This is a genomic window from Pseudomonas sp. KT_2_4 (assembly GCF_041410225.1).
In the GTDB taxonomy this organism is placed as follows: Bacteria; Pseudomonadota; Gammaproteobacteria; order Pseudomonadales; family Pseudomonadaceae; genus Aquipseudomonas; species Aquipseudomonas paracarnis.
In genome coordinates, this window is sequence record NZ_CP166962.1 from 6,070,920 (window position 1) to 6,094,985 (window position 24,066).

Consider the following 24,066-nt stretch of genomic DNA (forward strand, 5'->3'; position numbering starts at 1 on the left):
AGGTATGGGCTGACGGGAGCAAGCCTTTTATAAGGCCGCCCCCTCCCAATCAGCGCAAAAGCAGTGCAGCGGTGAGCCAAACTGGCTCAGTCGAACAGCGTCTGTGCGGGTTTCCCAAATGGATCAGCCCGCCGGCGCTTCGAAAAAAACCACCCGCAGGTGGTTCTTACTCACCGCGATAGATGCAGCCACTGGTGCACGTCTCGTGGATACGGATCGCACTGAGTTCCGGCAGCAAGGGTTTCAGTTCATTCCAGATCCACTTGGCCAGCACTTCGCTGGTGGGGTTTTCCAGGCCGGGAATGTCATTGAGGTAGTTGTGGTCGAGGCGTTCATAGAGCGGCTTGAAAATCGCTTTGATCTCCGAGAAGTCGCGAATCCAGCCGGTATGGGGATCCAGGTCGCCGCTCAGGTGGATGGCCACCTTGAACGAGTGCCCATGCAGACGCCCGCATTTGTGGCCTTCCGGTACGTGGGGCAGGCGGTGGGCGGATTCGAAGGTAAACTCTTTGAAGATTTCCACAGTGTTTTCAGCTCGGTCAGGTGTCTGGCAGGCGGCGAGTTTAACAGTTTGCTCAACCTCTGCGCATACCGCCCCTCGGCCGCAGGCACCCATGCGGTCAAAGGGTTAGCAAACGGTCGCCGAGCTTGCCGTTATCCGCCAATGCCAAAAACTCATCCCCCAGTCGTTGGCTCTCGCTCATGGCAGTTTGCCAATATTTGTTGCGGCCTGGATCATCGCCCATGAAACGCTTGAAGTCGCTGCGATCTGGCAGCTTGCCGTGGGGCAGGCGGGCCAGGTAGTCCCTGGACGGCGCCAGCAGTAACACATCCTGCAAGCCCTGCTGGTTGCTGCGTCGCCATGGCAGGCCCTTGTCGAACCAGCCGGGGATGACCCGGTCGGTAAAGTGCGGGTACAGCACAATGTCATCGCCGTGGTAGGGCAGGTCGAGGTGGTAATCCAGCAGGCCGCCGTCGCGGTAGGTGCCGGCCCCGGCACCGGGCAGGTCGCGCACGCCTTGCATGACCATGGGGATCGAGCCGGACGCGAGCAACGCCTGGCGCAGGTTGCCCACGTCCAGGGTGAGGAAGCGCGAGGGGAAATCTTTCAGGGGGTGTACCGGAGGCGCCTGGCGCGGGTCGTGGATGATCAGCCGTTCGAAATGCCGCGACAGCCGTGCGCGGCCCCGCAGATTATCGGCAATCACCGATGACAGGCCCAGCCCCAGCCGCCCACGGTGGTCATCGGCGAGCAATCCGTGGCTCTTGACCACCATGATGTTCAGCCGATAGTCGGGGTTGTCCAGCACCCGCGCATCGCGCCCGGCCAGCAGGTCGTCGAGCATGCGTTGGCAGCTCTGGCTGACTTGCGCCATGGTCACGCCTTTGGCAAAGCGCTGCTCGTTGTACAGGCGGCCCAGGTCGAGCAAACCTTGCACCGGGTCGGGCAGGCAGGCGCTGGCGAACCGCCACGAGCCGATGGACGCGCCGATCAGCGCACGCTCGCGCGGCGCACGGGGCAACCAGTCACCGAACAGCGCCAGGTCCAGCCCTTGGATACCCAGGGCCTTGGGGCCGCCCGCCGCGCCGGGGAGGATACCGACGTCGGCAGGCGCAAGGCCCTGCTCGCGGATGCGGGTGAAGGCGCGTTTGCCGGCCTTGAGGGTCAAGGCCGGGAACTTGATATGGATGGCTGTCATACCGGTCTCTGTTGAGGCGAGCGGGGCAGTATAAGAAATCTCGCAGGCAGTGGGAAAAATGGCTTAACCGGAATTGCCATGGTGGCAATTCAGTTTCAGTTAAGTTGCAGCGCGTACCGTGGCCGGCGTAGGAAAACATCATGTAACGGAGACTTATCATGAAGCGCCTCACTGCCCTGGGCGCCGCCGCTATCATCCTCGTTACGGCGACCCCGGCCGCCGCCGTGGACCCCGACAAGCCACTGATCGTGCCGGCCACTGTTACAATTGTCGCTTTCGATCAATTGGACGCTACGGCCCTGGCCCTTCACCCTGGTTCGACGCTGCTGGACACCGATTTGGATGAGGAATACGGCAAGTACGTTTATGAAGTCGAGCTACGAGATACCGACGGCATTGAATGGGATGTTGAATTGAATGCGCTCACCGGGCAGGTTCTCAAGAATCATCAGGATACGTAATGAAGGTAAATTTACGCGTCGGCAGTCGCGTGGCGCTGGTGCTCATGGTGTTTTGTTCCAGCCTGGCGGCCCGCGACCTCAACCAGGACGAAGCCCTGGCCCTGCGCCAGCAAGGCGTGATCCTGCCATTGGAACAGCTGTTGCAGCAGGCCATGGCGCGATACCCCGGCTCGCGGCTGCTGGAGGCCGAACTGGAAAAGAAACACGGGCAATACGCCTATGAAGTGGAACTGGTGACCACCGAGGGCGTGGTGCGCGAGATCAAGCTGGATGCCACCAATGGCGACCTGATCAAAGATGAGGAAGACTGATGCGCCTGCTCCTGGTGGAAGACAACGTGCCCCTGGCCGACGAACTGATGGCCGGCCTGCAGCGCCAGGGTTATGCAGTCGACTGGCTGGCCGACGGCCGGGACGCCGTGTATCAAGGGCGCAGCGAGCCCTATGACTTGATCATTCTCGACCTTGGCCTGCCCGGTTTGCCCGGGCTTGATGTGCTGGCCCAATGGCGCGCCGCCGCGTTGGCCATCCCGGTGCTGATCCTTACCGCCCGCGATTCCTGGGCCGAGCGCATCGAAGGGCTCAAGGCCGGCGCCGATGATTACCTGAGCAAACCCTTTCACCCTGAAGAGCTGTACCTGCGCATCCAGTCGCTGTTGCGCCGCTCCCACGGCCAGACGAACCAGCCCACCCTGCAAGCCGCCGGCCTGCATCTGGATGAAGGTCGCCAGTGCGTGCTACGCGACGGCGCCGAGATCCAGTTGACGGCTGCCGAGTTTCGCTTGTTACGCTATTTCATGCTGCATCCCGAACAGATCCTGTCCAAAAGCCACCTTGCCGAGCACTTGTATGACGGTGAGACCGAACGCGACTCCAATGTGCTGGAGGTGCACGTCAACCACCTGCGGCGCAAATTGGGACGCAGCGTGATCGAGACCCGACGCGGTCAGGGTTACCGATTCGGCGCCACTCCGGCATGAGGTCGATCCAGCGGCGCTTGAGCCTGGGGTTGATCAGCGTGATGGTGATCGTCGGCGTGGTGCTGGCGCAAACCAGCCTGTGGTTGTTCGAGGCGGGTTTGCAGCGCTACCTTGAAGCGGGCTTGCGCAACGACAGCGAAAACCTGCTGGTGGCGCTGGTGCGTGGGCCCAACGGCGTGCAGTTGGATGAGCAACGCCTGTCGCCGGCGTACCAACGGCCATTTTCCGGGCACTACTTTCGTATCGACTTTGCCGATGTGCATTGGCGCTCTCGTTCACTGTGGGACCAGGAATTGCCCCGGCTCCCGGTGGCGGGGCTCAAGGGCAACCTGCAACTGGGACCCGAAGGCCAGCAACTGTTGGTGCTGCGCTCGGACTACAAGCGCTTTGGCCAACCGATTTCCATCAGCGTGGCCCAGGACTACACGCCTGTGCGCGAAAGCTTTCGCCTGATGCGCCAGGTCGGCCTGGTGATGGGGCTGGCGGCGCTGCTGCTGGTGCTGATCCTGCAACGGGTCACCGTGCGCCGTGCCCTGCGCCCCCTGGAGACCGCACGTAACCAGATCGCGCAACTGCAACAAGGCCAGCGCTCGCAACTCGATACTCAGGTGCCGCTTGAGCTGGAGCCACTGGTGGCGCAAATCAACCACCTGTTGGCGCACACCGAAGACAGCCTCAAGCGCTCGCGCAACGCCCTCGGCAACCTGGGGCATGCGCTGAAAACCCCGCTGGCAGTGTTGTTGAGCGCGGCCTCCAGTGACGCCCTCAAGGATCATCCGCAACTGAGCCAGTTGCTGCGCGAGCAATTGGAGCAGGTGCAGCAGCGCCTCAACCGTGAACTCAACCGTGCGCGCCTGGCGGGTGATGCGCTGCCGGGCGCGTTGTTTGACTGTGAACAAGAACTGCCCGGTTTACTGGCCACCCTGCGCATGATCCACGGCGAACACCTGGACCTCAGCTACCAGGTGGCGCCGGGCCTGCAACTGCCTTGGGACCGTGAAGACCTGCTGGAACTGCTGGGCAACCTGTTGGACAACGCCTGTAAATGGGCGGACGCCGAGGTACGCCTGAGCGTTAGCGAGACGCCCCAGGGCTATCGGCTGGCGGTGGAAGACGACGGCCCCGGCATTCCCGAGGCCCAGCGCGACCAAGTGTTCAGCCGTGGCGCACGCCTGGATGAGCAAAGGGTTGGCCATGGCCTGGGTTTGGGGATCGTGCGGGATATCGTTGAGGTGTGGGGTGGGGTGTTGCAACTGCAAGAGAGCGAGCTGGGTGGGCTCAAGGTATTGATCCAGTTGCCACGGCGCTAGCATTCACACACCACCGCTCAAAATGTGGGAGCTGGCTTGCCTGCGATAGCATCGACTCGGTTTGCCTGACATACCGAGGTGTCTGCATCGCGGGCAAGCCCGGCTCCCACAGTAAAGCCTTGCTACATTCAGACCCTGAACTGATCCATCAACCCCTGCTGCTGATTTGCCAGGCTGTTCAACGCCTGGCTGACCCGCGCCGATTCATTGGCCTGCTCCGACAACGACTCGGTCACATCGCGAATGGTCGCCACGTTGCTGTTGATCTCTTCGGCCACGGCGCTTTGCTCTTCGGCGGCGCTGGCGATTTGCAGGTTCATATCACTGATCACCGTGACCGCATCGCCAATCTGGCGCAAGGCGGTGACGGCCTGGCCGACCTGTTCGACGCTGCCCTGAGCCTGGCGATAGCTGTTGCCCATGGAGCCGACCACGTCGCTGGTACCGGTTTGCAATTGTTCGATCACCAGGCGGGTTTCTTCCACCGATTCCTGGGTGCGCCGCGCCAGGTTGCGCACTTCGTCGGCGACCACGGCAAAACCGCGGCCGGCTTCACCGGCGCGAGCGGCTTCGATGGCGGCGTTGAGCGCCAACAGATTGGTCTGCTCGGCGATGCCGCGAATCACTTCAAGCACCGAGCCGATCTGTTCGCTGTTGGCGGCCAAGCCCTCTACCTGGGTCATGGCGGTGCTCATGTCGACGGCGAGCTCGCCAATGTTGGCGGTGGTGCGGTCGATAACCGTCAAGCCTTGACGAGTTGCCTGGTCGGCATCTCGGGCGGCTTGGGCCGCTTGGGCGGCGCTGCGGGCCACGTCCTGGGCGGTGGCGCTCATTTCGTGGGATGCGGTAGCCACCTGATCCACCTGGCGGTACTGCTGCTCCATGCCGGCGCTGGTTTGCGTGGCAATGGCCGCGGACTGGTCGGCAGTGCCGCGGGCGTCCTGCACCGAGCGTTTGACCTCGGCAATGATCGGCTGCAGCTTGTCGAGGAAGCGGTTGAACCAGCCGGCCAATTGGCCCAGTTCGTCCTGTTTGGCGTAGGCCAGGCGCCGGGTCAGGTCGCCTTCGCCGCTGGCGATATCCTCAAGCATGTGCGCCACGCCAAGGATTGGCCGGGTCACGCTGCGCGCCATCAGCCACACCAGGATCAAGCCGACCACGGCGGCGAGCAGGCCCAGGCCCAGTTCTAGCAGGGTGCCTTTGGCGTTGTCGGCGTCCAGCTGGTTTTTCAGCGCTTCGGCGGGGGCGACCAGGACTTTTTCCGGTACATCCAGCAATACGCCCCACGCCTTACCGCCGGGAATCGGCGCAAAAGGCGCCAGTACCTTGAGTTGATGGTCGGTGCGCAGGCTGTGGGTCTGGGTACTGCTGGCCAAGGCACTGGTCAACTGTGCGCCGCTGGCCGGGTCGACCTGCTCCAGGCGTTGGCTGAGTTTGCTGGCATCCGGGCTGTAGCCGGCCAGTAAGCCGGTCGGGCTGAGGATGCTGACCTGGGTCTGGCCGTCGTACAGTTTCTGGCTGGCCTGTTGGCTGACCGCCTGCAGGCTGTTGAGGTTGATATCCACCGACAGCGAGGCGATGACTTTGCCATTGACCATCAGCGGGAACACGATGCTGGTCATCAGCACGTTCTGGCCGTCGATCACATAGAAGTAGGGCTCGATCACGCAGGGTTTGAGAGTCGTGCGCGGGCAGGTGAACCAGGCGTTGGCTTTTTCGCCGCTGGGGCCGATGGAGGTGTCGGCCATGTCGCTCTCGGGCAGTGCCATCGAGGTGATTTTCCCCGGTGTCGGTTGCGACCAGTACAGTGCGAAACGGCCTTTGTCATTGCTGCCTAGTTCTGCCTGGTTGGCGAACAGTTCGTCTTTGCCGTCCAGCGCATTGGCTTCGAACACCAGGGACAGGCCGAGCAGGTCGGGGTTGGCCTGCAGGGCGGCCTTGACCTGGCGGGTCAGGTCTTCACGGGTGTCGAAGGCATCGAGAAAGCGCTTCTCGGCCTGTTCGCGCAAAAACAGCACCTGGCGGGAAAAACCATGGCCGTATTGGTAGGCATCCATGAACTGCTGGCGAATGCCCAGCGCTTGCACTTCGCCTTGGGCCTCGATGCGCGACTGGGCGGCTTCGTCGAGCATCTGCATGCTGGACGCCTTGACCTGCTGGGAGCTCTGCGCCATGCGATACAGCGACAGACCCACCAGCAGGGTCACGATCCCCAGCAGGCAGAGGCCCGCCAGCAGGGTGATTTTCCATTGAATGGAGAGCTGCCTGAGCGACATCGGGACATCCTTACCTGAAAGCACATAGAGACAGCGTATCGGCCAGCGCCTGTAATTCTTTATGCGTGCAGAGGGCTTTGCCTCACCACAGTTTTTGACATGACAGCCCAGCTCCTGCAAAGTGCGCGCCCTCTAATAAGACCTCTTTCAAGCTTGCACGCCGGCAGCTGTTCCCATGGGCCGCGCGCGGGTATGCCTGTCTTTTTTGTTTCTGCTTGAGGTAACCATGATTAACGCAGTCATCGCCGCGGTCGGCACCATGCTGGTACTCAGCCTGTCCCGCTTGCACGTGGTCATCGCCATTATCGTCGGCGCCCTGGTGGGCGGCTTGACCGGTGGCCTGGGTATCGAGGCCACGCTCAAGGCCTTCAACGGCGGGCTGGGCGGCGGCGCAACCGTGGCCTTGTCCTACGCATTGCTCGGGGCTTTCGCCGTGGCGATTGCCAAGTCCGGGCTGGCCCATGCGCTGGCGGACAAAGCCTTGCTGCTGGTGGACCGCCAGGACGCCAGCGGTGGCAACCACGTCAAATGGCTGCTGATCGGCCTGTTGTGGGTGGTGGCGATTGCCTCGCAGAACATCTTGCCGATCCACATTGCGTTTATTCCGCTGCTGGTACCGCCGCTGCTGTATGTGCTGACCAAGCTGCAACTGGACCGTCGCCTGATCGCCTGCGTGATGACCTTCGGCCTGATCACCCCGTACATGTTTCTGCCGGTGGGCTTTGGCAATATCTTCCTCAATCAGATCCTGCTGGCCAACGTCGCCAAGAGCGGGGTGGATATCAGCGGGGTCAATGTCACCCACGCCATGGGCTTGCCGGCGCTGGGCATGGTGGTCGGCCTGCTGGTGGCGGTGTTGATCAGCTACCGCAAAAAGCGTGTGTACGACCTGAAGAAAATCGAGCGTGTCGAGCAAGTGGCGGTGCAGTACAACCCGCTGACCCTGCTGGTGGCCGGCCTGGCGATTGCCTCGGCGTTCATCATCCAGTTGTGGCTGGACTCGATGATCATCGGCGCCCTGGCCGGGTTCCTGATCTTCTCGGTGTCGGGCATCGTGCGCTGGCGCGACACCGATGACCTGTTCACCGAAGGCATGAAGATGATGGCGATGATCGGTTTCATCATGATCGCGTCCTCAGGTTTTGCCGAAGTGCTCAAGGCGACCGGTGACGTGAACTCGCTGGTGCAGGCCTCGGCAGCGTTCATCGGTCATAGCCGGGGCGTTGGCGCGTTGTTGATGCTGCTGGTGGGGTTGTTGGTGACCATGGGCATCGGCTCGTCGTTTTCCACGGTGCCGATCCTCGCGGCGATTTTCGTGCCGCTGTGTGTGCAACTGGGCTTCAGCCCGCTGGCCATCGTGTGCATTGTCGGTACCGCCGGGGCCTTGGGCGACGCCGGTTCGCCCGCCTCGGACTCCACCCTCGGGCCCACCTCCGGCCTGAACATCGACGGCCAGCACCACCATATCTGGGACACCGTGGTGCCGACCTTCCTGCACTACAACCTGCCGTTGCTGGCGTTCGGCTGGCTGGCTGCGATGACGCTCTGATCCAAGTGAGCCCCCTGTGGCCAGAGATTGCTCCCGCTGGGCTGCGAAGCAGCCCCAAAAAGCTTGCGGGCGCTGCGCACCCGAGCGGGAGCAAGCTCTGGCCACACAAGCTCGCGCCTACAGTAATCGCTCACATGGCCGTTAACCTCTCAAGTCGCCACTAACAAGAGAGAAAAGCCATGCGTCTGAGTTTGAAGGCCAAAGTCCTGGCCCTTGCTGTCGTGCCGGTGTTGTTGTTTGCCGTGGTCATCAGCCTGACCACCGTGTGGATTCTGCAGGGCCAGGCCCGCAACGAGGTGGATGAAACCCGTCAGCGCCTGCTCAACGACGCCAAGGCCACCCTGCAAGGTTATGTCGAGGTGGCTATGACCACCATCAAGCCGCTCTACGACGCGGCAGCCCCCGGCGACAGCGCGGCGCGGGCGCAGGTGGTCAAGTTGCTGTCCAATACCAGCTACGGCAAAGACGGCTATTTCTTCGGCTACGACTCCGAGACCATCCGCCTGTTCAAGGGCAACAGCCCGGACGGCGTAGGCAAAAGCTTCAAGGACAACCGCGACCCCAACGGCGTCTACGTCAACCGCGACCTGGTCAAGGTCGGCAAGGACGGCAGCCACTACCTGCAATACAGCTCGACCCAGCCCGGCCAGACCGAACTGGTGCCCAAGCTCGGCTATACCGAGTACCTGCCCAAGTGGGACATGGTGATCGGCACCTCGGTGAACCTCGATGGCATTGACGCCCAAGTGGCGGTGGTGCAGGCAAAAGTCGAGAAGCGCATGCAAGGCGTGCTGTTGAGCATCCTCGGCGTCGCCGTGGTGGTGTTGCTGGTGATCGCCGCCGTGGGCATGCTGCTGGCCAATACCATCCTGCGCCCGCTGCACCTGATGAAAGCCAACCTCGATGACATCGCCGCGGGTGAAGGTGACCTGACCCGCCGCCTGGCCATTACCAGCCAGGATGAACTCGGCGACCTGGCCGGTGCATTCAACCGCTTTGTCGATAAAATCCACGGCCTGGTGCGCCAGATCACCGACATGACCGCCCAACTCACCGGGTTGGTGAGCCAGGTGTCCGACCAGGCCCAGCGTTCCGAACAGGCCATGGAACGCCAGCGCCACGAGACCGACCAGGTGGCCACTGCGATCAACCAGATGTCTTCGGCGGCGCACGAAGTGGCACGCAGTGCCCAAGGCGCCGCCGTCGCTGCGCAGCAGACCGACGCCGAAGGCCAGGCCGCCAAACGTGTGGTAGACGGCAGCATCGCGCAGATCCATGCGCTGGTGAACGACATCCGCAGCAGCGGCGTGTCCCTGGACAGCCTGCAGCAGGATGTGTCGTCAATCGTCAGTGTGCTCGGCGTGATCCGCTCCATCGCCGAGCAAACCAACCTGCTGGCGCTCAACGCTGCCATCGAGGCCGCACGGGCCGGGGAGGCTGGGCGTGGCTTTGCCGTAGTCGCCGATGAAGTGCGCGCCCTGGCCAGTCGCACCCAAACCAGCACCCAGGAAATCCAGGGCATGATCGATCGCCTGCAAAAAGGCACCGAGGCGGCCGTGGACGCTATGCGCCGCTCCAGCGATGCCGGCGACGGCACCTCGGCCCAGGCCAACCAGGCCGGCGCGTCCCTGGACACCATGGCGCAACTGATTGGCACCATCAACTCAATGAACGCCCAGATCGCCAGCGCCGCGGAAGAGCAGACCGCCGTGGCGGAAGAGATCAACCGCAGCGTGCATCAGATTGCGGTAGCGGTGGACAGCGTGGCGGACGAAACCCAACTGGGCGCTCAGACGTCTCGCAGTCTGGCCGACCTGGGCCAGCGCCTCGGGCAGTTGGTGGGCCAGTTCAGGATCTGATCCATTCAACCCATGGCAGGGTTTAAACGTCGCGCATCAGCAGGCCAAAGCGCAGGTCCATCTGCGCCGGAATCGGCACATACACCGTATGCCCGTCCCCCGGCGCCACCTCAATGCTTTCGCCCTTGGCGTTATGCAGGCTCGGCAAGTCAAAATGAAAATTGCCCGCGGGCGTCATCAACTCCAGGTGGTCGCCCAGCGCAAAGCGGTTCTTGACCTTCACCTCGGCCAACGCGCCACGACGTTCGCCAGTCAGCTCCCCGACAAACTGCTGGCGCTCGGAAACCGAGCTGCCGTTCTGGTAGTTCTGGTATTCATCGTGCACGTGGCGGCGCAGGAAACCTTCGGTGTAGCCACGCTGGGCCAGGGACTCGAGGTTGGTCATCAAGCCGCGGTCAAATGCACGCCCGGCCACTGCGTCATCGATGGCCTGGCGGTAGACCTGGGTGGTGCGCGCGCAGTAAAAGTGGGACTTGGTGCGGCCTTCGATCTTCAACGAATGCACGCCCATCTGTGCCAGGCGTTCCACATGCTGCACGGCCCGCAGGTCCTTGGCGTTCATGATGTAGGTGCCGTGTTCGTCTTCGAAGGCGGGCATGGGTTCATCGGGGCGATTGGCTTCCTGTAGCAGGAACACCTGATCGGTGGGCGTGCCGATCCCTAATGTGGGTTGATATTCATGGACGATATCGCCAGTGGCATTCTCCACTGCCGGCGTGGCCTGGTATTTCCAGCGGCAGGCATTGGTGCAGGTGCCCTGGTTGGCATCGCGCTTGTTCATGTAGCCCGACAGCAGGCACCGCCCGGAATAGGCCATGCACAAGGCGCCATGTACAAACACCTCCAACTCCATCGCCGGCACTTGCTGGCGGATTTCGCCGATCTCTTCCAGGGACAGCTCCCGCGACAGAATCACCCTGCAAATACCCTGTTGCTGCCAGAACGCCACGCTGGCCCAATTCACCGTATTGGCCTGTACCGACAGGTGGATCGGCATTTGCGGGAAGTGCTGGCGCACCAGCATGATCAACCCCGGGTCGGACATGATCAGCGCATCCGGGCCCATGGCGATCACCGGCGCCAGGTCCTTGAGGAAGGTCTTGAGCTTGGCGTTGTGGGGCGCAATGTTCACCACCACGTAGAAACGCTTGCCCTGGTCATGGGCTTCCTGGATGCCGAGGGCCAGGTTGGCGTGGTCGAACTCGTTGTTGCGCACCCGCAGGCTGTAGCGCGGCTGGCCGGCATAGACCGCGTCGGCACCGTAGGCGAAGGCGTAGCGCATGTTTTTCAGGGTGCCGGCAGGGGCGAGCAGCTCGGGGGCAATCATCGAGGGCATGGCTGTAGGTCGCAAAAGGCGCGAGGGTAGTGCAGGGCCGGGCGCCGTTCATTGATCCACGTCTACACATGGCGATCTATGCTTGTTCGATAAACAAGGGCACTCCCACGTTTGGCTGCGGACTAAGCAACAGGGCCGCCATCGGCCCTGTTTTTCTGACATGGACCGGACATGAATCAAACCAACCTGCAATTCAAAACCCTGTTGCTGCTACTGGCCTTGGTCACCGTGGCTTTTATCTGGATATTGCTGCCGTTCTACGGCGCGGTGTTCTGGGCCGTGATCCTGGGCATTATCTTTGCGCCGATGCAGCGCCGCCTGCAGCAGCGTTTTAGCTGGAACCGCAACCTGACCTCCCTGACCACCTTGATGGTGTGCCTGGTGATCGCGATTCTGCCGGTGATCATCACCAGTGCTTTGCTGGTGCAAGAGGGGGCCACGCTCTACAAAAACATCGAGAGCGGCAAACTCGACGTAGCGGGTTATATCGAGCAATTCAAGAACGTCCTACCACCGTATTTCCAGCAGTTGCTCGACCGTTTTGGCATGGGCAACCTCGAAGGGCTGCGGGAAAAGGTCGTCAAGGGCGCGATGCAGGGCAGTCAGTTCTTTGCCTCCCAGGCGTTCAGCTTCGGCCAGGGGACGTTTGATTTCCTGGTGAGCTTTTTCATCATGCTGTACCTGCTGTTTTTCCTGCTGCGCGATGGCCCGGAACTGGTACGCAAAGTGCGCACAGCCGTACCGTTGGCCGAGCCGCAAAAGCGTCGCCTGCAGCTCAAGTTCAACCGCGTGGTGCGCGCCACGGTCAAGGGCAACGTGCTGGTGGCTGTGACCCAAGGTGCGCTGGGAGGTTTGATCTTCTGGTTCCTGGACATCCCCAGTGCCTTGCTCTGGGCCGTGCTGATGGCGTTCCTGTCGCTATTGCCAGCGGTGGGTGCCGGGCTGGTCTGGGGGCCGGTGGCGGTTTACTTCCTGTTGAGCGGTTCGATCTGGCAGGGCGTGGTGCTGGGGCTGTTCGGGGTGTTCGTGATTGGCCTGGTGGACAACGTACTGCGCCCGATCCTGGTGGGCAAGGACACCAAGATGCCGGACTACCTGATCCTGATCTCGACCTTGGGTGGCCTGTCGGTGTTCGGCCTTAACGGCTTTGTCATCGGGCCGCTGGTGGCGGCGTTGTTCATGTCGTGCTGGGCGTTGTTCGTCGAAACCAAGCCGCGGGTCAAGTTGCCGCTGCCATAGCGTTCAGGCTTCTAGCCTGAAGTCGGTTGCCATTCGGCGTTGTGTTTCGGCATCCGATAACGAAGTGAGCGGGCCGCTGATCGGCTCGCCATCGCGCACCACATACCAGCAGGCGAGCAAGCCCAGTTTGCGCAGAGGGGCGGGGACGGCGCTACCGATGACAGACATGATTTGAACAGTGGGCATAAGTACCTCCAAACGTTATGGAGGTCACCTTACGGTTTGCCGGTGCTTGGGAAAAATCACCTGGCTCGATAGTCGACATCAATGCCAGGCGTTAATCCACCACCTGGTCGAGCATGTTCACCACTTCGTGCTCACTGAGCAGGCCCTTGCGCACCAGGTTTTCGGCCAGCAATGCCAGGAACTTGGCGCTGCGATGGCCTTCAAGGTGCTTGAGTTCAGTCAAAGCGTTATAGACCTTGCTGGAGGTGCACAGGCCGGCGGTGCGGTGCGGGTTTTGCGTGGGCATGGTCAATCGTCCTTAATTGTTATTGGCTGGACTGGGTCGATAGTGCGACTGTTTTGTGACGCAAACATGACAGCGCAGCCCGCCATCGATCAAGAGGATATTCGACGCTCATGATGTGGGATTGGCGCTCGTGCGTTGTTCTCACAGCGACATCGGCAGGATAAATCCGGACTTTTCAGGCAAAAAAAGGCCCCGCGTGTGGGCGAGGCCTGTGTCTGTCAATGGATTAAAACTTACCAACCATGGCGGTAGTAGCCGTGGGGCGGGCCGTAGTAGCCGCGAGGTGGCCCATAATAACCGCGCGGTGGGCCGTAATAGACGGGCGCCGGGCGGTAGTAAACCTGCTGTTGCACATACACTGGTGGCGGTGGCGCGTAGTAGACCGGCGGCGGCGCGGCATACACCGGCTGCGGCTGCACATACACCGGTTGTTGCACGTACACCTCACGCGGCTGGCTGGCAACCACAGAGCCGACTACCGCTGCGCCGACAAGCGCACCGAACACGGCCGGGCCACCCCAACCACCACCGTGGGCGGAAGCTTGGCCGGCCATTGCGAGTGCGCCGATAAGCAAGGCGATCCTGGGAAGTTTACGCATGATGGTCATTCCTCAATTAGCCCCTGCGCTTGTGGTCTGCAATCAATAGACTCAAGGATTGTCGCGGGGATACTTTTAAGACAACGTATTTCGAGAAAACAGCACGGCCAGTGAGTAAAGGTTGTGTAAGGTCTGTACCGATTTGCTTACTTCAAGGAGTTATCCATGCAGATGCACCCCAACAAGGACACCCAACTGTGCATGTCACTGTCGGCGCGCCCTGGGAACTTTGGCCTGCGTTTTCATAACCACCTGTATGAACAACTGGGTCTGAATTTTTACTATAAAGCCTTCAGCAGCCAGGACCTGCCCGGCGCGATCGGCGGTATCCGCGCCCTGGGTGTGCGCGGTTGCGGGGTGTCCATGCCGTTCAAGGAGGCTGCCATTGCCTTGGTGGACGAACTCGACGATTCGGTTCAAGCCATCGACTCCCTGAACACCATCGTCAACACCAACGGCCACCTCAAGGCTTACAACACCGACTACATCGCCATCGAGCAACTGTTGAAAAAACACGCGGTACCCAAGGACTCCAGCTTCGCCCTGCGCGGCAGCGGCGGCATGGCCAAGGCGGTCGCCAGTGCCTTGCGTGACGGGGGGTACGCCAATGGCGTGATCGTGGCACGTAATGAGGTGGCGGGCCAGGCATTGGCCAGGAACCTGGGGTACGCGTGGCAGGCGGATCTGGGCAGCCTGCGGCCACAGATGCTGATCAACGTGACGCCCATTGGCATGACCGGCGGTGCGGAAGCGGATGCGTTGGCGTTTGACGCCGAGGCAATCGATCAGGCCGAGACGGTCTTCGATGTGGTGGCGATCCCAGCGGAAACACCGTTGATCGTGCGTGGCCGTGCCCAGGGCAAGCGGGTGATTACCGGGCTGGAAGTGATCGCTATCCAGGCGTTGGAGCAGTTTGTGCTTTATACCGGTGTGCGGCCTACGCAGGAGCAGTTCGAGGCAGCGGTGGCCTTCGCCCGCAGCTAAAGCCTTACGCACAACCATTCGGTGATCTAACTGACGCGCACGCGATCCAACTGTGGGAGCTGGCTCGCCTGCGATGGCGGCCTGCCAGGCGACGGCTATCTACCTGACACCCCACGATCCAACTGTGGGAGCTGGCTTGCCTGCGAAGACGGCCTCACAGTCGACGCCGTAATACCGAGTACATATCCATTCCTGCGGTAACGGCTACTTAGGGTTCCGCTTTTACAGCGGCTCACTTTTGAAAAGAGCCCAAAAGTAAGCAAAAGGCTCTTGCCCCACCACTCGGCACCTCGCCTAGGCTCGGTGTGCCCGAACGCAGGCTTGAATCCGTGGGCCGCCGCCACGCGCCATCCATGGCGCGGGGCGGCTAACCCGGCGTCCTGCCGGGTTACCCACGAATTAAAGCCTGCGTTCGGCCAGCGTGGTTTAACGGGGCGCCTAAGATCAAAAGCAGAGCAAGATCAAGAGCGGCTCGCTTCGCATCGTAGTTACCGTTGGCTGCTGCAACCTACAAAGTTGTGTCGATACCAATGGCTATCGCAGGCAAGCCAGCTCCCACATGTTTATCTGCATTATCCCTGTTCCAGCTGCGCCAGCCGTTCTTCCAGTGCGGCAATCCGCGCTTCCAGCTCTTCAATGCGCTCCACCGAAACAGCCCCTGCGCTACGCTCTACCGGATTCCCCCGCGCGGTCATAATCGCTTCAATATCTGCCGGGTCCCCCAGTGCATGGGTATACCGGTCTTCCCGCTGCCCCGCCTGACGCGGCACGAGCAGCGCCAGTCCTCGTGCAATCAGGCGCTCGAGCTGATGCACAACCTGTTCGGCATCCTCAAAGTCATGCATACGCCCACTGCGGGTGAGCAACTCATTGACGGTCTGCGGCCCCCGCAGGAACAGCAGCCCGGTCAGGATCACCTGGGCCGGCACCAGTTCCAGGGCCTTGTCCACACGGTGCTCCCAGCGGTCGGCGCGGCTGCCCATCACCAGGCGCGTGAAGCCTTGGCCTTCGAGCGCGCGCAGGCTCTGGCCGACCTGGCCTTGGCTGAGGTTCATCACCGGCTCGCGGCTGGTCTTCTGGTTGCAGGCCAGCACCAGGGCGTTGAGGGTGAGGGGGTAGGTTTCCGGGTTGGTCGCCTGTTTTTCGATCAGGCAGCCCAGGATGCGGATTTCCGTGCTGTTCAGGCGCGGCTCAGGGGTGTCGGTGTCGTGCTCGGCGGTCATCGCGCTTTCCCTATGCAGTGAAGCTCACCAGCGTAATCCTCAAAAAATAAAAGACAAGCACCGGGCATGGCTATAATCGCCGCTGGTTCCAACCCTGCCATTATCAGTGAGACTGACATGACCATTTCCCTGTACGCCGCTTCTATCCCAGTCTTCAAGCAAATGCTCAACGCGTTGAGCGATGTGCTGAACAAAGCCGAAGCCCACGCCAGCGCCAAGAACATCGAGCCCAACGCCTTGCTGCAAGCGCGCCTGTTCCCGGACATGTTCCCGTTGGTGCGCCAAGTGCAGATCGCCGTGGACTTCGCCAAAGGTGTGTCGGCACGCCTGGCCGAGATCGAAGTACCGAAGTACGAAGACAACGAAGTCACCTTTGCCGACCTGCAAGCACTGATCGCCAAGGTCCTGGCCTTCGTCGACACCATCAAGCCCGAGCAGATCGACGGCAAGGAAGGTATCGAAATCATCACCCGCCCAGGCACGCCGAAAGAGAAGCGCTTCAGCGGCCAGTCCTACCTGCTGACCTACGGCCTGCCGCAGTTCTTCTTCCACATCACTACCGCTTATGCCTTGCTGCGTCATAACGGTGTGGAAGTGGGCAAGCGTGATTACATGGGCGCGTTCTAAACTCACGCTTCAATAAAAAACCGGGGCTTGTTCTGAAATGAACGGCCTCGGTTTTTTTTTGCAGGATATTCTTTTCACCAATGCTTTGTTACATATCTTGATGCAACCAATATTCAGTAAATCTCACTCAGGAGTGCCTATTAAACTTTCAACCGAAGAACCTGGAGACCACAAACTAAATGCAGCTTTCCTCCTCTGCGTTAACGTCGACAACCCATAACGCTTATTTCGAAGATACACGCAATACCTCCGTCAGCCAGGATTCGTCTTCACGTTCGTTTGCGATGAGCCGGACCCGTCGAGAGGCTCCCGGTAACGAAGCGGTTCTATCAACTTCTGACCGTGCTCAAGCCGACAGTGAATTGGCCGCCCGTTATGCAGAAGCCCTGGAGAGTCGAGCCCGTGATGAGCACACTATTATTCCGAATATTCCAGACGCGTCGTCTCTCGGCCAATGGCGTACACAGTTGCGTAATACATTTGAAGACCCGTATCTTGCCTATGTGCTGAAGAGGCAGGGTTTGGACCCGACCACCATGGAGATCGCCCCAGACGGGACGCTGAGCGTTAAAGAAAAAAATGGAGCAATTGCCCGATTTACTTTAAAAGACCACCCTCGCTGGGCGTTATACGCAGGGCCAATTCTGGCCGCATTGAAAGCCTATGCTCCCGACGGGATAAGCTACTCGGCCGTGCGCGCCGACAGTGTACCGCTCAAGTTGATCGCCCAGTTTTATGGAGAGACGATACATAACGATTCAACCGAGGATCGAGCACGAGCTCAAGCGTTGCAAAAAAACAACGCATTTGCGACGTCGGGCGTTGGTCAAGCGCGTTCTGAAGAAACCCTGATGTTACAAAAACAACAACTTGCCGATAGACGCGATCTGCAAGCCTTCCAAGATGCCCTGGTCGAAGCTAATGCTAAGGTAGGCAAGTATCTGGATCAACAAGAGCGCTTGCATCAGAGTAACCTCTCTTTTCGCCCTGGCTTCCAGCCTCCCTATGATCGTGAAGCCGGATTTCTATCCTACCTGCAATCGCAACTGTTCACGATTGGCCCTGAATCTGGTTTCCACTTGGATAACCAACCAATGGCCGGACGACAAGTGAACCTCTTGCAGTTCATGACGGCCAATGGTTGGAAACATCCGGTTAATACAGAAGAAATGCGACAAATTGGCCTCAGTTTAGCAGAGCTCCAGTACCCACAACGGCGTCAGGATTTGGGCGGAGGACTAGCGTGGCCAACGCCGCTCGATACGACGCAACAGCAGGCGATCTACGATGCTGTTTCCTATAACGCGATGGGGCTACCCGAATTCGACCAGTTGAAATTGAGCCAAAACGCGTTCGGGTATCTGACACAAACCATCCAATGGTCCGAAGCAGAGTTGAAAGATCCCCGACAAGCGATCTTGAGGCTTTTGCAAAGCCCGGCTGCGCAGTCCTTGGGCGAAGCCTTGCGCGATAAGTTCGAGGGGGTCGGCAGTGTTGAGGACTGGGTACTTTCGGCTCTCCAGATAGGCCTCAATCAGGATGCGTTATGGAAACCGGGCGAAAAGAACAAGGTGGCCGGGTTTGATCTGTCGGCGCGCGAGAACTGGGGAAAACCGCTGTCATTTGTTCTGAAGGGGCTCACTGATCATCTGAGCAAGTCATACGGCGGTAACGCTCCTGTTGCGGCCTATCTGCCGTTGTCGCACCACGCTCCGGAATTACTGGTCAAAGATGTCCCGGATCATGTGACTTACGGCTCACCGGGTTGGGTCAGTTTGAAATCGATCGTTGCCAAAGCTGAAATGCGCTCTCCAGGTGTGGCGGCGACTAAAACATATGAGCAGTTGCTCAAAGACGACTTGAGGCCCATAGACGATGCCGGGATACAAGTGGAAGCGTTGGCGGCGCGAGAGGGGTTGATTCATTGGGCAGTGGCGGATGGGGCCATCGAAAAACGGGAGGATAACAATTATACGGATGAAGAAATTGAACGTGCCGGCGTCCTCGCCAACGAGCGCTTCGAGTTATTGACAACGGCTTCAGAAGCGCAACGCACGATATTACATAGTCGCTCGGAATTAGGGCTCAGTATATTGAGGGCCCGTTTTCCCGAGGAAACCTATGGGAAAATAGACTTCGAGAAAAAAACAATCTATCCCACCGAGAAACACCGCGACTTAAAAGGCCCCTATTCGATATTGGATATCTATTCCGCCCCGCAGCAACATGTCAGATGGTTTTCCAATGATCCCGCTGTTCCGATTGAAAAAATAGCGGCTGACGTTCGCGAGATGGAATCTTTAAACGAAGCGTTCGAATCACATGTCTTGGAGTATTTCGACGGATTTAAAGACGCCATGAGCGTGAATGTTAAACATCAGATGTCTTTGCTGCCTCAGGAGGATCAGGAGGCACTGCAGCACGGCGCGTTGAAAATCTATGGGGAGGAAAAAGTCACCCAAACCATTACATCGGCAGGTTACAAGATTCAATACGATGTTTCGGAGACTGAAGAAGTTAAAAGTAGCTCTGTATTTCTTGAGACGCTGCATAAAGGCAAGAAACGGATTTACGAATTCAATCCCGCGACGGGCGGGCTGCAGCATCGCGCAGATTTAGCGGAGGGGCTCAAGACAGGGCTGCAAGGCGAGTGGAGCCCCGTTGCTACGAATAAACCCAAGGTCAGAGTTCGATCCAACACCAAAATCAGTGAAATTAATGCCAATGATTCGGCAGAACGTAAAGAGCGAGAATCAAAGCTTCAAACTTCATCTCCTACCCAAGCCTTCAATTCGCAGCGAACGCAGCATATAGCAGACGCAGTCACACGCCATTTTTTCAGGGCCGACGAACGTGAAACGGTGGTCAACGCGGCCAGAGGTGTCACCACGTTCGACACTGAAGTGACTGAATTCGAAAAAATCCAGGCGGTGACCCGTGCACTGATACCGGGTGCGTCGGCGCTTCACAGTTTTCAGCAGGGTAGGGTTGGTGAAGGGCTTAAATTCCTTGCATTTGACGTGTTTGGTTTTGTTGTCGCAGGTGCAGGCGCCGTCGGAAAAATTTCAAAGATCGCGAAGGTAGGTGGGCAGCTAGGGCGCGGAGGTGTTACAGGCAGGCTGGGGCGGGCATTTATAAGCGCCGCCAACCCCTTTGCAGGCGGGGCGGCCATCGGGACTAGAGGCCTGACAGCGTTTTCTTCGGTAGTGGGCAAATTAAGCCTTGGCTGGAAAAGCGTTGCGGCTAACATTAGTGTTAACAGGGTTTTTCAGCACAAGCCGAAAAATGTAATGGTTGGCACTTCTGCGGGCGAGGACGCGACAAAGATTATCGCTCAGCTAGATTCCGTCAGTGGTAAATGGTACCGATTCAATCCGCAAACAAACGAGCGATACGGGATGCCCCTTCAGGGATTCACTGCGGCCACTTCGCCATCTTGATGGATATTCAGCCGCCATGAAAAACGCCCGAGTCGGTTCAGGAGTGAACGGCTCGGGCTTTTTTTGCTCAATCAGGCGGTCTGATCTTCTTTACCCAGGCACGCCGCCGCAGTAAACAACACATCGGTAGATGAGTTGAGTGCCGTTTCGGCCGAATCCTGCAGTACGCCGATGATGAAACCAACGGCGACAACCTGCATGGCGATTTCACTTGGAATACCAAACAGGCTGCACGCCAGCGGGATCAGCAGCAGCGAGCCGCCCGCCACGCCGGAAGCCCCACAGGCGCAAATGGCCGCGACCACGCTGAGCAGCACGGCGGTTGGCAGGTCCACGGTAATCCCGAGAGTGTGCACAGCCGCCAGGGTCAGCACGGTGATAGTGATGGCGGCGCCGGCCATGTTGATGGTGGCACCGAGGGGGATCGACACCGAGTAGGTGTCTTCATGCAGGCCCAGGCGTTTGCTCAACGCCAGGTTGACCGGAATGTTCGCTGCCGAGCTGCGCGTGAAGAAGGCGGTGATCCCGCTTTCACGCAGGCACATCAGCACCAGCGGGTACGGGTTGCGGCGCAGTTTCCAGAACACGATGGCCGGGTTGATCACCAACGCCACGAAAAGCATGCAGCCGATCAGCACCACCAGCAGATGGGCATAGCCGAGCAGGGCACCGAAACCCGAGGTGGCCAGGGTGGAGGCCACCAGGCCAAAGATGCCTAGCGGGGCGAAGCGGATCACCACGCGTACGATCAGGGTGACGCCGTTGGACAAGTCGTCCAATACCGTACGGGTGGTTTCACCGGCATGGCGAATGGCGATGCCCATGCCAATGGCCCAGGCCAGGATGCCGATGAAGTTGGCATTCATCAGCGCACTGACCGGGTTATCCACCACGCTGAGCAACAGGCTTTGCAGCACCTCGCCGATACCGCCGGGGGCGCTTACCGTGGCGTCATGGGTGACCAGTACCAAGGCAGACGGGAACAACATACTGGCGACCACTGCAACCACGGCGGCGGAAAAAGTGCCGAGCAGGTACAGAAACAGGATCGGGCGGATGTGAGTTTCCTGACCGTGCTTGTGGTTGGCAATCGAGGCCATGACCAGCACAAACACCAGGATCGGCGCGACAGCCTTCAGCGCCGTGACAAATACCTTGCCGATAAAACCGGTGGCGCGCGCGGCCTCGGGGAACAGCAAGGCCAACACGATCCCGGCAATCAGGCCGATGACAATTTGGGTGACCAGGCTGACGCGCATTAAACGTTGCAACAGGGAAGGGGCAGCAGTCATAAAGAGTTGTCTCTAGTTTTTTTAGTAGGGCACAGCATTGCAGGCAGAAAGCACTGTAGGAAGCAGGCGCGAAGTCTAGCATGCTGTAGGACGCGTCTCGTTCGCTGCGGCATTCCGTCACCCGTTTCAGTCGGGCTTGGTCAGATCCGCACATGTTCTGTTAAGCTTCATCCCTCTCATCTTTCCTATCCGTCAGCGGGCCCCTCGGGCTGTCGTTGATGTCGTTGTTTCTGGAGTTTTCATGTTGTTTCCTATCCTGCTGCTGTCAGCCGCCGGTTTTACCGTGCTGACCACAGAATTCGTCATCGTCGGCCTGTTGCCCTCGATTGCTCGGGACCTGAACGTCAGTGTGTCCCAGGCCGGGCTGCTGGTGACCTTGTTCGCGTTCACCGTGGCCGCGTTCGGCCCGTTCCTCACTGCCTACTGCGCACGCTTCCCACGCAAGCGTCTGTTCATCAGCATCTTGATCATGTTTGCAGCGGCCAATACGGTGGCGGCACTGGCGCCGAATATTTGGGTAATGGCCCTGGCCCGTTTGATCCCGGCCCTGGGCTTGCCCGTGTTCTGGGCCCTGGCCAGCGAAACGGCGGTTGACATTGTCGGCCCTGAGTTCGCCGGGCGTGCGATTGAAAAAATCGGCTTTGGCATTGTTTGCGCCACCGTATTTGGTATTCCGGTGGGCACGCTGATTTCCGATATGTTCGGCTGGCGCACCGCGTTCGCCGTGCTCGCGGTGATTGCCCTGGCCAAGGCATTGCTGCTGTATGTCTACCTGCCGGTTACCCCGGCCAAGCACCAGCAGGCCAGCTTGCGCTCGCAATTCAAGATCCTGCGCAGCCCCGTGATGCAGGGGCATATCCTGCTGTCGATCCTGGTGTTCAGTGGCATGTTCACCGCCTATACCTACTTGGCAGATATCCTTGAGCGCCTGGCCGGGTTCGACGGCACGTTGGTGGGCTGGTGCCTGATGGGCTTTGGCGCGGTCGGGCTGATCGGTAATTCCCTGGGCGGACGTGCCGTGGATCGTCATCCGTTGATTGCGTCCATGGTGTTTTGCGGGTTCATGATCGCGGGCATGGTGGCGGTGGTGCCGGCGATTCACTCGACCATCGGCCTGGCCGCGGCGATGGCGGTGTGGGGCGTGACCCAGGCGGCGATGTTCCTGGTCAGCCATGTGCGCTTGATGAAGGCCGCGCCCCATGCACCGGCGTTTGCCGCGTCGCTGAATATCGCCGGCGCCAACCTCGGCATTGGCCTGGGCGCGATGGTGGGCGGGCATGTCATCGACACCCTGGGCCTGGGCAGCCTGGGGTTTGCCGCTTCGGGGTTTATCCTGGTGTCGATCCTGCTCGCACTGTGGCTGATGACCGCCAAACCCACGGCGCTCAATGCCTGAGCGATCAGGGCAGGGCGGTAAACAACTCCCGCCGGGCACCCTCGGTAATTGCCACAATGCCGGGGTGCTTGACCTTGCGCTCCACTGAGATTGCATAAAACGACTCGGTCACTGCATCGGTCTGGCCGATCAGCGCTACGCCGTATTGGCGCACCACCTCGTCGGCGATCACGCTGGGCGCGATAAAAATTCCGCTGCCGGATTGCCCGAAGGCCTGCATCAAAGCGCTGTCGTCGAACTCGCCGATGATGCGGGGTTGAATTTGCTGTTCGGCAAACCAGCGCTGCAAACGGCTGCGCACCACGGTCTCAGCGCCCGGGATCAGCAGCGGTGCGCCCTGCAAACACTGTGGGAAATCCCCCCCATGCTGGTCAGCCAACGTCTGGGTGGCGAAAAAACTGATGCCGCATTCTCCCAGCTTCTGGCTGTAGCCCTTGATGTCCAAGTGCGTGGGCATGGGGCTGTCGGAAATCACCAGGTCCAGGCGCTGGATCGCCAGGTCGGCCAGTAAACGTTCGAGTTTGTCTTCACGGCAGGTGATGCGGATCGGTTCGCTCAACTCCATGGTCGGCGCGATCAACCGGTACACGATGGATTTGGGCACCACATCCGCCACCCCAACGCGGAACGGGATCTGCTGTTCGTCGGGCTGGGCGCGCAGCATCGCCTCCAGTTCGTTGCCGGTCTGGAACATCTGCTCGGCGTAGGGCAGCGCCTGGCGCCCGGCTTCGGTCAGTTCAAGCTGGCGCCCGACCCGCTGAAACAGGGCAATACCGAAGGTCTGCTCCAACAGGCTGATCTGCCCGCTGATGGTCTGCGGCGTGAGGTTCAATTGCTCACAGGCGCGCACGATGCTGCCGGTCTTGGCTACCACCCAGAAGTAATGCAGCTGTCGATAATTGAGCATGCTCGCTTACACTTCGCAAAAACCGAAGTATACGCGAGAAAAATACGAATTTTACTGAACTGTTCGCCTGCATAGAATGCCTCGCTATCGAGGGGCCACTACTTGGACCCAAGGGTTCTAACGAGGAATACATCATGAAACTCAATTCCCTGGGCGCGGCGTCGTTGCTTGCGCTTTCATTGATAGGGGTCAGCGGCTGTGATCAAGTCGAGAAAAGCGCGCAACAGGTGTTAGGCAAAGCCACCGAGTCGGCCAAGCAGGCGATCGACGACACCCACAAGGCCGCCGAGCAGGCATTGAGTGAAGCAACCCAGGGCTTGATCAGCCCTGAGAAGCAGGAAAAAGACGCCGAAAAAGCTGCTGAATCCGACACCAAAGAAACCTAATTCCCCAGCACTACCACGTCAGGACTGACCT

At 59.9% G+C, this 24,066-nt stretch carries 21 protein-coding genes and 3 pseudogenes; 13 read left to right on the forward strand and 11 right to left on the reverse strand.

Annotated features, from left to right (window positions below; all coding sequences use genetic code 11):
• Window positions 1-166 precede the first annotated feature (166 nt).
• The gene (gene queD, locus AB9N64_RS28050) at window positions 167-523 is read right to left on the reverse strand and encodes a 6-carboxytetrahydropterin synthase QueD (RefSeq protein ID WP_003190259.1); all 357 of its coding nucleotides are present in this window, start codon (window positions 521-523) and stop codon (window positions 167-169) included.
• A gap of 97 nt (window positions 524-620) precedes the next feature.
• On the reverse strand, window positions 621-1,700 hold the full coding sequence (locus AB9N64_RS28055) for a hypothetical protein (protein WP_014717942.1): 1,080 nt from the start codon (window positions 1,698-1,700) through the stop codon (window positions 621-623).
• A 158-nt stretch (window positions 1,701-1,858) separates the two neighbouring features.
• On the opposite strand from AB9N64_RS28055, the gene AB9N64_RS28060 reads away from it, so the two are divergent.
• The 4 genes from AB9N64_RS28060 to AB9N64_RS28075 are packed head-to-tail and all read left to right on the forward strand — an operon-like array spanning window position 1,859 to window position 4,450.
• The gene (locus AB9N64_RS28060; protein WP_014717943.1) at window positions 1,859-2,161 is read left to right on the forward strand and encodes a PepSY domain-containing protein; all 303 of its coding nucleotides are present in this window, start codon (window positions 1,859-1,861) and stop codon (window positions 2,159-2,161) included.
• Entirely contained in the window at window positions 2,161-2,472 is a 312-nt protein-coding gene (locus AB9N64_RS28065; RefSeq protein ID WP_003190266.1) for a PepSY domain-containing protein, read from the forward strand. The genes AB9N64_RS28060 and AB9N64_RS28065 overlap by 1 nt, the downstream gene beginning before the upstream one ends.
• Window positions 2,472-3,140: a response regulator transcription factor gene (locus AB9N64_RS28070; RefSeq protein WP_003190268.1), complete on the forward strand. Its 669-nt coding sequence runs from the start codon at window positions 2,472-2,474 to the stop codon at window positions 3,138-3,140. The genes AB9N64_RS28065 and AB9N64_RS28070 overlap by 1 nt, the downstream gene beginning before the upstream one ends.
• Window positions 3,137-4,450, forward strand: a complete 1,314-nt coding sequence (locus tag AB9N64_RS28075) for a sensor histidine kinase (RefSeq protein WP_201915289.1) — start codon at window positions 3,137-3,139, stop codon at window positions 4,448-4,450. Before AB9N64_RS28070 ends, AB9N64_RS28075 begins: the two co-directional genes overlap by 4 nt.
• A gap of 128 nt (window positions 4,451-4,578) precedes the next feature.
• Here AB9N64_RS28075 and AB9N64_RS28080 read toward each other — a convergent pair whose 3' ends face one another.
• Window positions 4,579-5,334, reverse strand: a complete 756-nt coding sequence (locus AB9N64_RS28080) for a methyl-accepting chemotaxis protein (protein WP_371360403.1) — start codon at window positions 5,332-5,334, stop codon at window positions 4,579-4,581.
• A 150-nt stretch (window positions 5,335-5,484) separates the two neighbouring features.
• Window positions 5,485-6,726, reverse strand: a pseudogene (locus AB9N64_RS28085) (chemotaxis protein); the annotation flags it as partial.
• 229 nt (window positions 6,727-6,955) lie between these two features.
• Here AB9N64_RS28085 and AB9N64_RS28090 point away from each other — a divergent pair.
• The 3 genes and pseudogenes from AB9N64_RS28090 to AB9N64_RS28100 form a co-directional block, all read left to right on the forward strand.
• Entirely contained in the window at window positions 6,956-8,275 is a 1,320-nt protein-coding gene (locus AB9N64_RS28090; RefSeq protein ID WP_371360404.1) for a Na+/H+ antiporter family protein, read from the forward strand.
• Between the two features lie 179 nt (window positions 8,276-8,454).
• Window positions 8,455-9,228: pseudogene (locus tag AB9N64_RS28095) on the forward strand (cache domain-containing protein); the annotation flags it as partial.
• Window positions 9,229-9,543: 315 nt separating this feature from the next.
• Window positions 9,544-10,134: pseudogene (locus AB9N64_RS28100) on the forward strand (methyl-accepting chemotaxis protein); the annotation flags it as partial.
• 22 nt (window positions 10,135-10,156) lie between these two features.
• Here the strand turns inward: AB9N64_RS28100 and yegQ are convergent.
• On the reverse strand, window positions 10,157-11,470 hold the full coding sequence (gene yegQ / locus AB9N64_RS28105; protein WP_032903782.1) for a tRNA 5-hydroxyuridine modification protein YegQ: 1,314 nt from the start codon (window positions 11,468-11,470) through the stop codon (window positions 10,157-10,159).
• A 171-nt stretch (window positions 11,471-11,641) separates the two neighbouring features.
• On the opposite strand from yegQ, the gene AB9N64_RS28110 reads away from it, so the two are divergent.
• Complete coding sequence (locus AB9N64_RS28110) at window positions 11,642-12,709, forward strand: AI-2E family transporter (protein WP_019818663.1); 1,068 nt, start codon at window positions 11,642-11,644, stop codon at window positions 12,707-12,709.
• Window positions 12,710-12,712: 3 nt separating this feature from the next.
• Here the strand turns inward: AB9N64_RS28110 and AB9N64_RS28115 are convergent, their stop codons facing one another.
• From AB9N64_RS28115 to AB9N64_RS28125, 3 genes are all read right to left on the reverse strand, one after another.
• Window positions 12,713-12,895 (reverse strand): hypothetical protein, encoded by a 183-nt coding sequence (locus AB9N64_RS28115; protein ID WP_003190283.1) that lies wholly within the window; start codon window positions 12,893-12,895, stop codon window positions 12,713-12,715.
• Window positions 12,896-12,986: 91 nt separating this feature from the next.
• Window positions 12,987-13,181, reverse strand: coding sequence for a hypothetical protein (locus tag AB9N64_RS28120; RefSeq protein ID WP_014717949.1), 195 nt, complete (start codon window positions 13,179-13,181; stop codon window positions 12,987-12,989).
• A gap of 233 nt (window positions 13,182-13,414) precedes the next feature.
• Window positions 13,415-13,789 (reverse strand): hypothetical protein, encoded by a 375-nt coding sequence (locus tag AB9N64_RS28125; RefSeq protein WP_019818659.1) that lies wholly within the window; start codon window positions 13,787-13,789, stop codon window positions 13,415-13,417.
• Between the two features lie 156 nt (window positions 13,790-13,945).
• Here AB9N64_RS28125 and AB9N64_RS28130 point away from each other — a divergent pair, with 156 nt between their 5' ends.
• Window positions 13,946-14,764, forward strand: coding sequence for a shikimate 5-dehydrogenase (locus AB9N64_RS28130; RefSeq protein ID WP_014717950.1), 819 nt, complete (start codon window positions 13,946-13,948; stop codon window positions 14,762-14,764).
• Window positions 14,765-15,336: 572 nt separating this feature from the next.
• Here the strand turns inward: AB9N64_RS28130 and AB9N64_RS28135 are convergent.
• Entirely contained in the window at window positions 15,337-15,987 is a 651-nt protein-coding gene (locus AB9N64_RS28135; protein WP_014717951.1) for a YceH family protein, read from the reverse strand.
• A 117-nt stretch (window positions 15,988-16,104) separates the two neighbouring features.
• Here AB9N64_RS28135 and AB9N64_RS28140 point away from each other — a divergent pair, with 117 nt between their 5' ends.
• Both AB9N64_RS28140 and AB9N64_RS28145 read left to right on the forward strand, forming a co-directional pair.
• The gene (locus AB9N64_RS28140) at window positions 16,105-16,614 is read left to right on the forward strand and encodes a DUF1993 family protein (protein ID WP_014717952.1); all 510 of its coding nucleotides are present in this window, start codon (window positions 16,105-16,107) and stop codon (window positions 16,612-16,614) included.
• Between the two features lie 284 nt (window positions 16,615-16,898).
• Window positions 16,899-20,054: a hypothetical protein gene (locus tag AB9N64_RS28145; protein WP_371360405.1), complete on the forward strand. Its 3,156-nt coding sequence runs from the start codon at window positions 16,899-16,901 to the stop codon at window positions 20,052-20,054.
• 71 nt (window positions 20,055-20,125) lie between these two features.
• On the opposite strand, the gene sstT is transcribed toward AB9N64_RS28145, so the two are convergent.
• Window positions 20,126-21,346 (reverse strand): serine/threonine transporter SstT, encoded by a 1,221-nt coding sequence (gene sstT, locus AB9N64_RS28150; protein WP_014717954.1) that lies wholly within the window; start codon window positions 21,344-21,346, stop codon window positions 20,126-20,128.
• Between the two features lie 241 nt (window positions 21,347-21,587).
• Between sstT and AB9N64_RS28155 the strand changes: the two genes are divergently transcribed.
• Window positions 21,588-22,742, forward strand: coding sequence for an MFS transporter (locus tag AB9N64_RS28155; protein ID WP_020302054.1), 1,155 nt, complete (start codon window positions 21,588-21,590; stop codon window positions 22,740-22,742).
• 4 nt (window positions 22,743-22,746) lie between these two features.
• Here AB9N64_RS28155 and nhaR read toward each other — a convergent pair whose 3' ends face one another.
• Window positions 22,747-23,649 carry a transcriptional activator NhaR gene (gene nhaR / locus AB9N64_RS28160; protein WP_014717956.1) on the reverse strand — a complete coding sequence of 301 codons (903 nt, stop codon included), beginning with the start codon at window positions 23,647-23,649 and terminating at the stop codon, window positions 22,747-22,749.
• Window positions 23,650-23,783: 134 nt separating this feature from the next.
• On the opposite strand from nhaR, the gene AB9N64_RS28165 reads away from it, so the two are divergent.
• Window positions 23,784-24,035: a hypothetical protein gene (locus AB9N64_RS28165; protein ID WP_122299798.1), complete on the forward strand. Its 252-nt coding sequence runs from the start codon at window positions 23,784-23,786 to the stop codon at window positions 24,033-24,035.
• Window positions 24,036-24,066: the final 31 nt, after the last annotated feature.